The organism is Microcoleus sp. N9_A1 (genome assembly GCF_036701795.1).
In the GTDB taxonomy this organism is placed as follows: Bacteria; Cyanobacteriota; Cyanobacteriia; order Cyanobacteriales; family Microcoleaceae; genus Microcoleus.
In genome coordinates this window covers 1-13,383 of record NZ_JAUBRI010000068.1, presented here as the reverse complement: position 1 = coordinate 13,383, position 13,383 = coordinate 1, and the positions used below count along the sequence as shown (strand labels likewise).

General features: G+C 45.1%; 14 protein-coding genes. 8 read left to right on the top strand and 6 right to left on the bottom strand.

Annotation, left to right across the window (positions count from 1 at the left end; translation table 11 throughout):
* Positions 1 to 135 precede the first annotated feature (135 nt).
* Positions 136 to 828 carry a DUF2259 domain-containing protein gene (locus tag QUA58_RS24800; protein WP_333396517.1) on the bottom strand — a complete coding sequence of 231 codons (693 nt, stop codon included), beginning with the start codon at positions 826 to 828 and terminating at the stop codon, positions 136 to 138.
* Between the two features lie 407 nt (positions 829 to 1,235).
* On the opposite strand from QUA58_RS24800, the gene clpB reads away from it, so the two are divergent.
* Positions 1,236 to 3,851, top strand: coding sequence for an ATP-dependent chaperone ClpB (gene clpB / locus QUA58_RS24795; protein WP_333396514.1), 2,616 nt, complete (start codon positions 1,236 to 1,238; stop codon positions 3,849 to 3,851).
* 108 nt (positions 3,852 to 3,959) lie between these two features.
* Here clpB and QUA58_RS24790 read toward each other — a convergent pair whose 3' ends face one another.
* Positions 3,960 to 4,136, bottom strand: a complete 177-nt coding sequence (locus QUA58_RS24790) for a ribbon-helix-helix domain-containing protein (RefSeq protein WP_096829277.1) — start codon at positions 4,134 to 4,136, stop codon at positions 3,960 to 3,962.
* A gap of 204 nt (positions 4,137 to 4,340) precedes the next feature.
* On the opposite strand from QUA58_RS24790, the gene QUA58_RS24785 reads away from it, so the two are divergent.
* The 3 genes from QUA58_RS24785 (at position 4,341) to QUA58_RS24775 (ending at position 6,116) form a co-directional block, all read left to right on the top strand.
* Positions 4,341 to 4,574, top strand: coding sequence for a hypothetical protein (locus QUA58_RS24785; RefSeq protein WP_333247787.1), 234 nt, complete (start codon positions 4,341 to 4,343; stop codon positions 4,572 to 4,574).
* A gap of 203 nt (positions 4,575 to 4,777) precedes the next feature.
* Positions 4,778 to 5,311, top strand: coding sequence for a DUF262 domain-containing protein (locus QUA58_RS24780; protein ID WP_333247789.1), 534 nt, complete (start codon positions 4,778 to 4,780; stop codon positions 5,309 to 5,311).
* 112 nt (positions 5,312 to 5,423) lie between these two features.
* Positions 5,424 to 6,116, top strand: coding sequence for an MAE_28990/MAE_18760 family HEPN-like nuclease (locus QUA58_RS24775; RefSeq protein ID WP_333396512.1), 693 nt, complete (start codon positions 5,424 to 5,426; stop codon positions 6,114 to 6,116).
* 160 nt (positions 6,117 to 6,276) lie between these two features.
* Here the strand turns inward: QUA58_RS24775 and QUA58_RS24770 are convergent, their stop codons facing one another.
* On the bottom strand, positions 6,277 to 6,939 hold the full coding sequence (locus tag QUA58_RS24770) for a hypothetical protein (protein ID WP_333396511.1): 663 nt from the start codon (positions 6,937 to 6,939) through the stop codon (positions 6,277 to 6,279).
* Between QUA58_RS24770 and QUA58_RS24765 the strand changes: the two genes are divergently transcribed.
* Positions 6,938 to 7,126 carry a hypothetical protein gene (locus tag QUA58_RS24765; protein ID WP_333396509.1) on the top strand — a complete coding sequence of 63 codons (189 nt, stop codon included), beginning with the start codon at positions 6,938 to 6,940 and terminating at the stop codon, positions 7,124 to 7,126. The genes QUA58_RS24770 and QUA58_RS24765 overlap by 2 nt on opposite strands.
* Before the next feature lie 51 nt (positions 7,127 to 7,177).
* On the opposite strand, the gene QUA58_RS24760 is transcribed toward QUA58_RS24765, so the two are convergent.
* Positions 7,178 to 8,203 carry a YihY/virulence factor BrkB family protein gene (locus QUA58_RS24760; protein WP_333396507.1) on the bottom strand — a complete coding sequence of 342 codons (1,026 nt, stop codon included), beginning with the start codon at positions 8,201 to 8,203 and terminating at the stop codon, positions 7,178 to 7,180.
* A 144-nt stretch (positions 8,204 to 8,347) separates the two neighbouring features.
* Here QUA58_RS24760 and QUA58_RS24755 point away from each other — a divergent pair, with 144 nt between their 5' ends.
* A complete protein-coding gene (locus QUA58_RS24755; protein ID WP_333396505.1) occupies positions 8,348 to 8,962 on the top strand; it encodes a hypothetical protein in 615 nt (204 codons plus the stop codon).
* 142 nt (positions 8,963 to 9,104) lie between these two features.
* Here the strand turns inward: QUA58_RS24755 and purU are convergent, their stop codons facing one another.
* Positions 9,105 to 9,959, bottom strand: coding sequence for a formyltetrahydrofolate deformylase (gene purU / locus QUA58_RS24750; protein ID WP_333247799.1), 855 nt, complete (start codon positions 9,957 to 9,959; stop codon positions 9,105 to 9,107).
* Between the two features lie 263 nt (positions 9,960 to 10,222).
* Positions 10,223 to 11,347: a threonine synthase gene (gene thrC, locus QUA58_RS24745; protein WP_333396504.1), complete on the bottom strand. Its 1,125-nt coding sequence runs from the start codon at positions 11,345 to 11,347 to the stop codon at positions 10,223 to 10,225.
* A 120-nt stretch (positions 11,348 to 11,467) separates the two neighbouring features.
* Here thrC and QUA58_RS24740 point away from each other — a divergent pair, with 120 nt between their 5' ends.
* Entirely contained in the window at positions 11,468 to 11,749 is a 282-nt protein-coding gene (locus tag QUA58_RS24740) for a hypothetical protein (protein ID WP_333396502.1), read from the top strand.
* Between the two features lie 257 nt (positions 11,750 to 12,006).
* Positions 12,007 to 13,059 (top strand): fatty acid desaturase, encoded by a 1,053-nt coding sequence (locus tag QUA58_RS24735; RefSeq protein ID WP_333247803.1) that lies wholly within the window; start codon positions 12,007 to 12,009, stop codon positions 13,057 to 13,059.
* The last annotated feature ends 324 nt before the right edge of the window (positions 13,060 to 13,383 follow it).

Sequence of the window (13,383 nt, the reverse complement as noted above, 5' to 3'; positions counted from 1 at the left end):
CAAGAAGTCTAATTAACAACCCGATCCGGACTAACGCACAGACTCTATCTGTATGTGCGCCGTGTGCACCTTACATATAGGGGTTATGCGTAAGTTTTGATAATTCCCAGGTTTTGACCTGGGAATATAGCAATCTTAAAGAACAAAGCCTTGTACAAAAGTAGTTTTCAAGACTCCTTCAAAAGTGCGTTCTGTCTTGTCCACCAGCACAACGACATTGCGCCTGTTCGGAGACAAACGAACTTCTCGGATTGAATAAGAGAACACCCAATCTTGAAAATTGTTCAGCGTTCCGAGGACACGCTGCCGACCGTTATGATTAATTACAAGACGCATGGCCGCGCTTTCTTTGCCAGCCGAAGCATTTTTTTGCCGCTGTTCCAGACGAATTTGTAAAGGCTTTGCTGTATTGACTTTGACGGCGACGGTCTCGCTTCCATTGGCTCCGGGAGTACGAGAAATAATGTTCAGTTTAGTTCCAGCTTTGGGAGGAGTTAACTTCAAATTTTGCCTGCTATTCCAACTTTTTTTAAGCAAGTCATCTTCTGCCATTTTAGTGCTTTTATTCGAGTCGGGTTCGCCATATTTAGTTTCGATACACCCATTTTTGATGCAGGAATTTGCAGCAACTCGAACAATTTGCAATTCGGCTTTGGGAATTCCCGCTCCAGTATCTCTGGAACTTTCTAGATACAAGTAGTAATTGCTGTCGGCGGAAAAACCCGACATCCGGTGTGCGGCACGCCACGTACTTGCCAAAGCTTCAGGGGCTAGTGCGATCGCGGCACTTGCTATAATACCTAACGAAATTAAAGGTAAAATTTTCATAGTTATATTTTCCAGGTGTGAGAGTTATAGCGGCTGTTATTGATGAGTAAAACAATAACGCTTTGGGTTTAGCTATAGGACTGTGACGCTTCTCAAGTCCTCTCTCCTATTTACATAGATGTTTCTCCATTTTCCGCAGGAAACTGTTTAAGAATATGCCGTTTTTTCAAGTGGCACTAGCAAGCATTTTTAAGGTGAGAGTTGCTTTTATCCAAGAGTGCAACTTTTAGGGGCGACAGTTTGCTTTTCGCTGCCAGAGACTGCGACAAAGGACGGAAATACCTATCTAAAGATAGGGGAACACCGATCCGATCGCCCTTCGCAACTCCCTACAATGAGAATTGTACGGGCGATCGAGCAATTGCCTCTACAGCACTCATCATTTTCAATTCAGGGAATCAAAATTTATGCAACCGAATAATCCAAACCAATTTACCGAAAAAGCCTGGGAAGCCCTCGCGCGCACCCCAGAAGTTGTCAAAGCAGCCCAACAGCAACAGCTAGAAAGCGAACATTTGATGAAAGCTTTGCTGGAACAAGAATCGGGACTGGCTAGCAGTTTATTTAATAAAGCTGGAGTGACTATCGCCAAATTGCGCGATCGCACTGATGAGTTTATCAGCCGCCAGCCGAAAATCACTGGCGCTGGCGGCAACGTTTATCTCGGTCGTTCCCTAGATACCCTGCTAGACAGGGCTGAAGCTTATCGCAAAGAGTACGGCGATGAATTTATCTCGATCGAGCATTTGATACTAGGGTACGTTAAGGACGATCGCTTCGGCAAAAATCTGCTGCAAGAATTTAAACTAGATGAAGCCAAGCTCAAAAATATTATTACCCAAGTCCGGGGGAACAACAAAGTGACAGACCAAAATCCAGAAGGCAAATACGAAGCGCTGGAAAAATACGGCCGAGATTTGACAGAAGCCGCACGTCAAGGCAAACTCGATCCAGTTATCGGACGGGATGACGAAATCCGCCGCACGATTCAAATATTGAGCCGCCGCACCAAAAATAATCCGGTATTGATTGGGGAACCGGGAGTAGGAAAAACTGCGATCGCCGAAGGACTCGCCCAGCGAATTATCACCGGAGATGTGCCGCAATCTCTCAAAGACAGACAATTAATTAGCTTAGATATGGGCGCGTTAATTGCCGGTGCAAAATTCCGGGGAGAATTTGAAGAACGTTTGAAAGCGGTGCTCAAAGAAGTGATGGACAGCAACGGCAAAGTCATCTTATTTATCGATGAAATTCACACCGTTGTCGGGGCCGGCGCGACTCAAGGCTCGATGGATGCCGGCAACTTGCTAAAACCCATGTTAGCGAGGGGAGAATTGCGCTGTATCGGTGCTACAACTCTCGACGAATACCGCAAATATCTCGAAAAAGATGCGGCATTAGAACGCCGTTTTCAACAAGTTTATGTTGACCAACCGACAGTTGAAGATACTATTTCGATTTTGCGGGGCTTGAAGGAACGCTACGAAGTTCACCACGGTGTGAAAATTTCCGACAATGCGTTAGTAGCGGCGGCTACTTTGTCAACTCGATATATTAGCGATCGCTTCCTTCCCGATAAAGCGATCGACTTAATGGACGAAGCAGCGGCTAAACTCAAAATGGAGATTACCTCCAAGCCGGAAGAACTCGATGAAATCGATCGCAAGGTTTTGCAGCTAGAAATGGAAAGACTGTCGCTGCAAAAAGAAAGTAATGCTGCATCGATTGACCGTTTGGAAAGATTGGAAAAAGACTTAGCCAATCTCAAGGAACAGCAAGGCGGTTTGAACGCCCAATGGCAATCAGAAAAAGGTGTTATCGGCAGCATTCAGAACATTAAAGAACAGATTGACAAGGTTAACATTGAAATTCAACAAGCTGAATTAAAATATGACCTTAACCGCGCTGCTGAGTTGAAATATAGCAAGTTAACCGAATTGCAAAAACAACTACAAGAAGCAGAATCTAAACTGGCAGCAACTCAAACCACTGGTAAAACTTTACTCAGGGAAGAAGTCACGGAATCTGACATTGCTGAGATTATTTCTAAGTGGACGGGAATCCCGATCAGCAAGTTAGTTGAATCGGAAATGCAGAAACTTTTGCAGTTGGAAGATGAACTGCACAAACGGGTAATCGGACAGGATGAAGCGGTGACGGCGGTTGCAGATGCAATTCAACGATCGCGCGCGGGTTTAGCCGATCCGAACCGTCCCGTTGCGAGTTTTATCTTCCTCGGCCCTACGGGTGTAGGTAAAACCGAGTTGGCGAAAGCATTAGCATCTTATCTCTTTGATACCGAAGAGGCGATCGTGCGAATTGATATGTCGGAATACATGGAGAAACACGCAGTTTCGCGCTTAATCGGTGCGCCTCCGGGATACGTTGGCTACGATGAAGGCGGACAATTAACTGAGGCTGTCCGCCGCCGTCCGTATTCGGTAATTCTATTCGATGAAATCGAGAAAGCGCACCCGGATGTATTCAATATCATGCTGCAAATTCTGGATGACGGCCGCGTTACCGATGCTCAAGGTCACACAGTAGACTTTAAGAATTCTGTGATTATTATGACATCGAATGTCGGCTCTCAATACATCTTGGATGTGGCAGGAGATAACGAAAAAATGCGGAGTCTGGTGATGGAGGCGATGCGGGGAACTTTCCGCCCGGAATTCTTGAACCGGATTGATGAAACGATTATTTTCCACGGTTTGAGTAAGCCGGAATTGCGGCAAATTGTGCTGTTGCAAGTTAAGCGTTTGGAAAAACGGTTGGCCGATCGCAAAATGTCTCTGAAATTGTCGGAATCGGCGATCGACTTCTTGGCAGAAATTGGTTACGATCCCGTTTACGGTGCGCGGCCTCTGAAGCGGGGAATTCAACGCGAGTTGGAAACGCAAATGGCGAAGGGTATTTTGCGGGGAGATTTTGCTGACGGCGATACCATTTTTGTGGATATCGAGAATGAAAGGTTGGCGTTTAAAAGGCTGCCGGCCCAGTTGGTGACTGCGAAATAATTTGAGTAGGGTGGGCTGCGGCCCACCTTATTTTTTTTGAGGCGGTGGTTCTTTTTTTGACCGCAGATGTAGGCGGATGGACGCGGATGGGATTGCGGGCGATCGTTCTTAAGGGCGATCGCTTTCTGATTTATCTTTTTTCTGCTCTTGGCGTTCTCTAACAGATTTAGTCAGCAGGTACGTTGCCAAACTGCTAACGGATCTGCTGTCTTCTTCTGCCCATTCTTCCAGAGCTTTTTGAATCTCCTCTGGCAAGTATGCGGTAACTCGTCCCCGTGAAGCCATTCGTTGTACTGCAAAACATTTCAACAAAATCCATCTTACGCCGTTTTGAGTTAAAACCGATAAAATTATTTCATTTTATGTCGTTTTATATTATTGTACGTCATAATGTGTTATGCTGCCACCTGTAAACAGTCAAAAGCCAGCCCCTTACTGTGGAAGGTTCCGGGCTGGCTCTGGCTCCAACATTCAATGGAGACGAATTCTATGATGACATATAAACAACGCTTGTGTTGTTGGGCGATCGCCCGTCTGTTACCCACTCAGCAATGGATTATTGTTGCCCGCTTCCGCAGCCGTTCAGATGCAGACGGGCATTTTCAGTTTCTGCGACAAACTATACCTCACGTTAAGTTTGAGGTTGTGTTCGATCGCAGTGGGGAAAGTCACCGTTTATCGGCGTTGGGCCGTCCTTCCAATCCTGTCACCAGCGCGTTATAAAGGGTAATTTGCGCGGCGGTTTCAGTTAAATAAACATTGGCGATCGCACTTTTTTTGATAAGTGCGATCGGCCGTACCCTCTCAGCCAAATCAGAATTTATACTGGGGTGGCCTCAAGACTAAAATTCTCGGAACAGGACTTTCTCAACCTTGGGCTGTGGTAAAATGATCGTATCCACAACACTTTCTCGTTACTTAAAAATATGCGATCGAAACTAGAAGAAATTACGCTTCAAGACAGAAATGCTGCAGAAATGGAAATTCGCGATAATCGGCAGCAAATTAATTACGACACCAAACAGTATCCAGTCGAAATACTCGTTCAAAAATATATGGAAGGAATTGACGATGATACTAATAAGTTGTTTATTCCTGACTACCAACGTGAAATGACTTGGGATGAAGCAAGGCAATCAAAGTTTATCGAATCTGTAATTTTGGGGCTACCAATACCTTATCTATTCGTTGCTGATATCGGTGATGATGAAAATGATGAATCACGTTTAGAGATCGTAGACGGTGCAGAACGCATTCGTACTCTAACCAGATTTGTCAACAACGAATTAACCTTAAGTGGACTGAAAAAATTAGAGCATTTGAATGGATTTAAGTTTAGTGATTTACTCATGCCTCGTCAGAGGCATTTCAATCGAACTACACTTCGGGTAATCCAACTAAGCAAAACTGCAAATGAGGAATTCCGAAGAGATTTATTTGAGCGGCTACAATCATTTTAATAGCAAAGTAAATACATTTGAAAGAGAGCCAAAAATCTCTGGGTATTAGTTTGGGAAATAAAAAATTTGTTGTGTGTATTGAATATGTCTGCGATCGACTGCTAGGATAATCATGGAAACTGTACTATTCGACTTTAATACACGCGCTAAAGATGTGGATGATTACTTCATTTTTCTGGAGAGCTTGGAAAAACAGACAACAAAGTTAGCTGTATTCGATCCTGCTGGCACATACAAAATACAAAGTCTCGATCCTGAGTTAGCAAAAACCCTGAGAGCTAATGGTTTTTTGTTACTGTATAACTTAGTTGAATCCACTATGCGAAATGCGATTGAAGCCATATTCCAGGAGCTCAAAAATAAAGGAATCTCCTTTGACCGACTCAAACCCAAAATCAAAGTAATTGTCCTCCAAAATCTGAAAAACCGTTCTCCTCAAAAAATTCATTTAACAATCAACCAAATCTCTACAGATATCATCACAGCTACATTTGAGCGCGAGGAACTGTTTTCAGGAAATGTGGATGCTAGGTTGATTAAAGAAATAGCAGAAAAATATGGTTTTTCATATCAAACAGACTTTACTAAGACCAAGAACGGGCAAAATCTTGTAGTTGTTAAAAGCAACAGGAATGATTTGGCGCATGGGATTAAGTCTTTTGAGGAAGTGGGGCAAGATCAGGCTATTGAGGAACTATTAGAAATGAAGGAAGAAGTCGTAGAGTATTTGACGCAAATACTGGAAAATATCAGAGATTATCTTGACAATGAAGAGTATTTGGAGTTACCCGCAGGTACTCCTTAATTTTTATAGTTCTAGACTCGCAGGTGTCCAGAAACCGGGTTTTTGCAAGAATACTTCCTACAGCCTGCAGAAACAGCAAAAAACCAGGTTTCTCGCGCCATCAACCTAAAATGACGCAATTACGTTAAAAAACCGGGTTTTGGCGGCCAGAACTGATAACTTACTTACGCACCATTACAGACTTAATTACAGCATTCGGGTGATACTTATTAGTCTGATAAAATCCCCCTTGACCAGCGCCATAAACTCCCCCAAATTGTTTTCCTTCAGCCTTGGGAACAAACATAATGTTTCTAGTGGGTTGCTTGGCAAATACAACCCCTTCTCTCATTTCATTATCCACGTTATAAGATAAAGTAGCCTTACCGTAAATTGCCTCAGCTTGTTTCAGAGTCATTCCCGGCCCAACGCCCTGAACTGTTTTATAATTAGAATTATCAGTCATTAAAAGTTCAATGACATCCGAATCTTTTAGCTTTGTACCGGCAGCGTAGATAATCCGATATTGCACTTTTCCAGACTGGCTGACAGCCACAGCATCAAAGTCTACCATAAAAGGAGACTGTACCTTAAACTGGGCCGTGGAACCCAGAGCCTTTTTCAATTGTCCGAAAGTCATCCCCACCTTCGCCGCTCCAATTGTGCGATCGGAAATTGTTAAACTTGCAGCAGGTGTTTTTTGAGCAGCATTTGCCGCTTCTCCCAGCACATTTGTAGCCCCAGGCGCAACAGCAGAACCGGGATCTGAAATTAAAGTCAGGTAACTGCCGATCGCCAGCAAAACAGCTATCATTGATCCAGACAAAACTTTAAGATTCAACATGACTAATTCTCCTAGATTTCAAATGCGACTATCTACCCGCATCTTTTTGACTATCCTCGGCCTCACCCTCCTAGTTTGGATTCTCAGAGGTGTTGGCCTCTTGACATTCATTCCCGGTGGTGTCATTTGGATACTGATTTTGCTGTCTTTTGTTGCGGGCATCCTCAGCACTTTACTCCGTCGGTAAGCCAGCATCCGGCAAATAACACATAACAATTAACAATTCAAAATTAACAAATTATTTTAATTTTGATTGTTTAATAGCCTTTCCCACCGTCACATTTAACTGAGCGCCGATCAGCATCACCAAAGAAGAAATATCCAGCCATAGCAGCAACACAATAAAACTTCCGATTGTGCCGTAAGCCCAACTAAAATTGCCCACATGCAAAACATAAAACCGAAATAAAGCTGAAAACAGTGCCCACAAAATAGCTGCAAAAACAGCTCCCGACAAAATAGGAATATCTGGTTGGTGGCGGCTCGGCCCGTAGCGGTAAACAAAGGCAAAGGCAACTGATACAATGCCCAAAGAAATCGGCCACCGCCACAGCCGCCAAACAGCTAATAGTTGCGACTCTAAAGGGCAATTGCCGGCGAGCAGCAAGCAATTTTGGACATCTTTTAAATCGCAATTGGCGACGGACTCCAGCAGGCAACTCTGGCGGGCAATAGCTTGTACAATTAAGTCGCTGACAAATACTACTCCCGATGCTAGAATTAACAGCACAATTGTACCGATACTCAGCGCCAGAGAAATAAGTTTGGCTTTCCAAAATGGTCTAGTTCGATCGCTCGGGATGTCATGGATGCGATCGAGTGCAGCCATCGCCGCGCTCATTACTCCAGAAAATGCCCAAATCGCCCCAAGAAAGCTCACCGAAAATAGCCCTTTACTCCGAGTTAACAGAATTTCTTTGATTAAGCCACCAATTAAATTCCGCACGTCATCGGGTATAACTTCGCCCAAAAGACGGGCGATTTGATACAGTGTTGACTGCAAAGGTTCAAACAGGGCGATCGCAGATAAGATAGCCAACAGCCCCGGAAACAGCGCCAGCATAGAATTGTAGGCCATTTCGGCAGACAGCCCCGGCAAGCGCTGCTCTCCTGCCTTCGCGCCGACTTCCTTGAGCGTGCGCCAAGTCAAACACCGACAAAACAGCCAAAAACCACCAAATTTCCGTTTGAGAGTTCGAAGCAGCCTTAAAAGCGCCTTAAACAAAGCTAAAATCAGGTAGCGCAACCAGTAAAAAATGTTCATAGCGCACAGGCAACGAGGCGAAAGATGAGGTACACAAGTCGTTAATTAATTAAGCCATTATCAACTCGCAATTGCCAATTCCCAATTGCCAATTCCCAATTCCCCAATTCCCCAATCTAAAATCTAAAATCTAAAATCAATATTATGGATCAGGATGTCAGACAGTGGTTAGATGAAATCAAGCGGCTGCAACAGCAGTTAACAGAAGTTTCGCGCGATCGAGATGAGGCCGGTGAAAGTGCGGCTCAGTGGCGCCAACTCTACAATACCGAAGCCGAGCAGCGGCGGAATGATGCTAAATTAACTCAGCAAAGCATCGCTTCTCTGGAAGCACAAATAGAGCAATTACAAAATTTTTCCCCCATTATGCCCGAAGGCGAGGATGCTGGAGTTGCTCGCCAGCAGGAAGTCGCACAACTGGAAACAGTAGGCGAACTTAAAGCTAAGTTAACAGAAGTTCTCCAAGAGCGCGATCGGGCGATCGAACAAGTTAAACAACTCACTCAAGCCCTCAAACAAGAAGAAGCCCGCCACGCCGAGACTAGCAAAAATTTAACTAGCGCCCTCGGAGATGCCGTTGACTTGCTCACGAAAGCCCAAAATCCTGCCCCTAGAAAAACAGAGACAGCATATTCTTTAGAAATCGTACCTGTTACCACGGGAAATCCGGGCGAAAGTGCGATCGAAATCCGCCACAATCGGGCAGAACTTTCGCCTTCTAAAAATCAGTTACTTCAGCTACCGCCTTTTAGTGAGTAATGATTAATCATACCAAATCCGCTTTTATCATCCGTCTTTTATTCAGTCCGCGCTTCAGTGGACTTCGTGTGTGTGTCGTAGCGATTTCACTCGCCGATTGATAAAATCGCTAACAAACCAGGATTGATATGATGCCTAACTTTCAAGCAAAAACCACAGTCCGATTGCCATAAACTAAAACACGATTTTGTAAATGATATCGCACGGCTCTTGCTAACACAACTCTTTCTAAATCTTTACCTTTGCGAACCAAATCAGACACTTCATCGCGGTGACTGACGCGCACAACATCTTGTTCGATAATCGGACCAGCATCTAAATCTGGTGTAACATAGTGAGCTGTTGCACCGATAATTTTGACCCCTCTTTCATAAGCTCTTTCGTAGGGATTTGCACCCACAAACGCGGGTAAAAATGAATGGTGAATATTAATTACATTGGGAAAATTTATGATAAAGTCTTGACTCAAGATTTGCATATATTTAGCCAAAACTACTAAATCAATCTTATATTTTTTAATAATTTCTAACTGTTGTGCTTCTTGAATAGCTTTATTGTCTTTAGTAATGGGAATATACTCAAAGTCGATACCGTATTGTGCGGCAAGAGGCTTTAAATTTTGATGGTTGCTGATGATCAGCGGAATTTCACCTCTGATTTCTTGAGATTGTTGTCGCCAAATCAAGTCTAATAAACAATGATCTTGACGGCTTACCCAGATCGCGATGCGTCGAATTTTTTGGGAGAAATGCAATTGCCAATTGGCTTGTAAGTCCTTGGCAATTTCACTAAAAGTAGGTGTTATTTGTTCGGTGGTTAAATCAAAATCATCTAATTGCCATTCTAGCCTGCTTAGAAATAATCCAGCGGTAAAATCTGTATGGTGATCCGCGTGGATGATATTGCCGTTGTGGGAGGCGATAAAATTGGCAAGTAAGGCGACGAGTCCTTTGCGATCGGGACAGGCAATTAACAGGGTTGCAGTAGGGCTAGTCATAATATAAGGACAAAATTGTCTCGCTGAGTCGATCGAGAAAAAATCGATATCACAGGGGTTTATTGATACGCTTGGGGGCGGGTTCTTCGGCCCACCCCACAATGGATTTTAACTGAGAGTGTAACAGGGATCTTGCCTGTTTCTATGGGCTTACGGGCGGGTTCTTCGGCCCACCCCACAAGAGATTTTCACTAAGAGTGGAACAGGCATCTTGCCTGTTTAGATCTTCCTTCTTCCTTCTTCCCTGTTCCCTCTTCCTTCTTCTAAAATCCCATCGCCCCAGCTACTGCATCCAAACTCGGAGCAATGCCGCTTTTAAATTGATTGTTGCTGTGATTAATTGCCGTATCCGGGTCTTTCAAACCGTTACCAGTCAACACACAAACCACCGTCGCCCCAGTCGGAACTTGGTCTTTCACCTTCAGCAAGCCGGCCACAGAAGCAGCACTCGCCGGTTCGCAGAAAATTCCTTCCTCGGATGCTAACAAACGGTAAGCGTCGAGAATTTCGGCGTCGGTGACTGCTGCAAAACTGCCGCGGCTGGCTTCGGAAGCGGCGATCGCCTGTTTCCAGCTAGCCGGGTTGCCGATCCGAATCGCCGTCGCCAGGGTTTCTGGGTTCGCCACTGGTTGGCCCGTTACCAAGGGTGCAGCCCCAGCCGCTTGAAATCCCATCATCTGCGGCAAGCGCGAACATTTTTTGGCTTGGTGGTATTGACAAAAACCCATCCAGTATGCTGTGATGTTTCCCGCATTTCCGACGGGAATGCACAGCCAGTCTGGGGCATCGCCTAAAGCGTCCACCACTTCAAAAGCACCGGTTTTCTGACCTTCTAAGCGGTAAGGATTCACCGAATTTACCAAAGTCACGGGGTAGTTAACAGCCATTTCGCGGACAATTTCTAGGGCCCGATCGAAATTTCCCCCAATCGAAATTACTTCCGCACCGTAAAGCAAAGCTTGCGCCAGCTTGCCCAAAGCCACGTAACCTTCGGGAATCAACACGAAAGCTCGCATTCCCCCGCGTCTGGCGTAGGCGGCGGCAGAGGCCGAAGTATTGCCGGTACTGGCGCAAATTACAGCTTCGGCACCAGCTTCCTTTGCCTTGGAAATCGCCATTGTCATCCCCCGGTCTTTGAAACTACCAGTGGGGTTGAGGCCGTCGTATTTCACCAAGACGCGCACGTCTCTACCGATGAGAGAGGCGATCGCAGGTGCTGGAATCAGGGGAGTATTGCCTTCTTGAAGCGTCACTACCGGCGTGGTTTCCGTCACTGGCAGGTAGGGGCGATAAGCTTCGATCAAGCCGGGCCAGCCGTAGCGCTTCGGCGAGGCGGCGCGGGCAGCAGAGTTAGCAGCAGAGTCAGTAGCAGGTAGAATCAGGGTCACGATGTCAATGGTTTTAGGCAATGGCCAAGGAATTTACACTAATTTTAGCTCGATCGGTTAATTTGATGTTTAATACGATCGGTTCAGGTTAAAGTAACTTAATGGTGTGAATGTGTAGATATGTCTACTCAATTACTAATGTCAAATAATTCATCCACTCTTTCCCGGCCTCAAGTCACCGCGAGCAATCCCGAAATGGCTAGTTCTTCTACCCTATCGACCAGTTTTGCCCGCAAAGTAGATTTGGTAAAGTGCCCCTACCAAGCCGACCAGCAAGTTAAGTTCCTGCACTTGCAAGCGGAAATCGAATCCTTGCTGCTGGAAGTGCAAAGCCTCAAACAGCAACGGTCGATCGCTGGCTTGCCGGCTCTAGACCCCATTTCTGGCAGCAACAGCAATTAGCAGACAACAGTCGCTAATGCTAACTGTGCTGCCCCTGTGTTATAAAAACGAATGTTTTGCTACCCGCAGTATTTTTTGCCAAAAGTGCTAGAAATTCCTAACTGCGGATAGCGATCGCTAGCATTTGCTAAAACGCGCTTGCCTACTGCTCAACTCGTCTGCCACAAGCTGGCAACGAGCTGACATTTTACTGCGCTTTTTTATGGCGCTAATTTGTTAAGCCATGCTCATGGCATACGGAGAATCGAAATCTATTTATGACAGCATCGATCGAAAAACCACTAAATTTGACATCCGCAAGTGACACTTCCAACCTGCGCCTGAAAGATATTCTCAAAACCCTGCCGCGGGAAGTATTCGTCAAAAACCCCCGCAAAGCTTGGACAAAAGTAATCGTCAACGTTCTTTTAGTTGCTGTCGGTTACTGGGGAATAGCAGTCTCTCCTTGGTTTCTACTGCCCCTGATGTGGATTTTCACAGGCACCGGATTAACCGGTTTTTTTGTGATCGGCCACGACTGCGGCCATCGGTCATTTGCTAACCGCCGCTGGGTAAACGATTTAGTCGGACATCTCGCATTTCTGCCGTTAATTTTCCCGTTTCACGCATGGCGGCATGGACACAATTATCACCACAAGCACACCAACAAAATTGGCGAAGATAATGCTTGGCAGCCGATGACAGCAGCCGACTACGCTGCCGCGCCCAAAGCCTTACAAATAGCTTATAGTTTAATCTTCGGCCCGATGTGGTGGGTTGGCTCGATCGCCCACTGGGCAAAAGTACACTTTAAGTGGTGGCGCTTCAAAGGCAAACAGCAGCAAGAACAAGTGCGGTTTTCTGTGTTAGTAGTTTTAATCGGTGCTGCGATCGTATTTCCGACTTTAATTGCCACCACAGGCATTTGGGGATTCATCAAATTTTGGTTGATGCCCTGGATGGTTTACCATTTCTGGATGAGCACTTTTACCATTGTTCACCACACAGCACCAGACATTTCATTTAAAAAACCCGAAGAATGGAACGAAGCCCAAGCGCAACTATCGGGAACAGTTCACTGCGACTATCCCCGCTGGGTAGAGTTTCTGTGCCACGACATTAACGTGCACGTTCCTCACCACCTTTCAACTGCTATACCCTGGTACAATTTGCGCCTCGCCCACAGCAGCTTAAAGGAAAATTGGCAAGATCATCTCTACGAAACAGAATTTTCTTGGTCTTTAATGAAGCGGATTGCCGACAACTGTCACCTATACAATCCGGCTGGCGGTTATCAAACATTGCAGGAATTTAACGCTAAAACAAAGTAAGTTTTAAACGCGATAAATGCCAGAAAAACCCGGTTTGTCAAACACAACCGGGTTTTTCGATATTACAATCCGTAGCTTTTGTAATGGACAGAATCCGCGCCATACTGTCAATAAGCGGGTGTGCATCTAATTTTACAGTCAATTTTTCTACAATTCTTGTGGAACGGGCATCCTGCCCGTCTCTGTATTCAATTTAGATGCGTAACAGCTTATCACAATCCGTACCATTATTAAATCAGTCATTCCCAATCTAAAATCTAAAATCTAAAATCTAAAATCTAAAATCTAAAATCTAAAATCTAAAATCTAAAATCTAAAATCTAA

What these genes read in the sequence shown, in the direction of transcription:
- QUA58_RS24800 (WP_333396517.1), bottom strand. Translation starts at nt 828, where the DNA reads ATGAAAATTTTACCTTTAATTTCGTTAGGTATTATAGCAAGTGCCGCG.
- clpB (WP_333396514.1), top strand. Translation starts at nt 1,236, where the DNA reads ATGCAACCGAATAATCCAAACCAATTTACCGAAAAAGCCTGGGAAGCC.
- QUA58_RS24790 (WP_096829277.1), bottom strand. Translation starts at nt 4,136, where the DNA reads ATGGCTTCACGGGGACGAGTTACCGCATACTTGCCAGAGGAGATTCAA.
- QUA58_RS24785 (WP_333247787.1), top strand. Translation starts at nt 4,341, where the DNA reads ATGATGACATATAAACAACGCTTGTGTTGTTGGGCGATCGCCCGTCTG.
- QUA58_RS24780 (WP_333247789.1), top strand. Translation starts at nt 4,778, where the DNA reads ATGCGATCGAAACTAGAAGAAATTACGCTTCAAGACAGAAATGCTGCA.
- QUA58_RS24775 (WP_333396512.1), top strand. Translation starts at nt 5,424, where the DNA reads ATGGAAACTGTACTATTCGACTTTAATACACGCGCTAAAGATGTGGAT.
- QUA58_RS24765 (WP_333396509.1), top strand. Translation starts at nt 6,938, where the DNA reads ATGACTAATTCTCCTAGATTTCAAATGCGACTATCTACCCGCATCTTT.
- QUA58_RS24770 (WP_333396511.1), bottom strand. Translation starts at nt 6,939, where the DNA reads ATGTTGAATCTTAAAGTTTTGTCTGGATCAATGATAGCTGTTTTGCTG.
- QUA58_RS24760 (WP_333396507.1), bottom strand. Translation starts at nt 8,203, where the DNA reads ATGAACATTTTTTACTGGTTGCGCTACCTGATTTTAGCTTTGTTTAAG.
- QUA58_RS24755 (WP_333396505.1), top strand. Translation starts at nt 8,348, where the DNA reads ATGGATCAGGATGTCAGACAGTGGTTAGATGAAATCAAGCGGCTGCAA.
- purU (WP_333247799.1), bottom strand. Translation starts at nt 9,959, where the DNA reads ATGACTAGCCCTACTGCAACCCTGTTAATTGCCTGTCCCGATCGCAAA.
- QUA58_RS24740 (WP_333396502.1), top strand. Translation starts at nt 11,468, where the DNA reads ATGTCTACTCAATTACTAATGTCAAATAATTCATCCACTCTTTCCCGG.
- QUA58_RS24735 (WP_333247803.1), top strand. Translation starts at nt 12,007, where the DNA reads ATGACAGCATCGATCGAAAAACCACTAAATTTGACATCCGCAAGTGAC.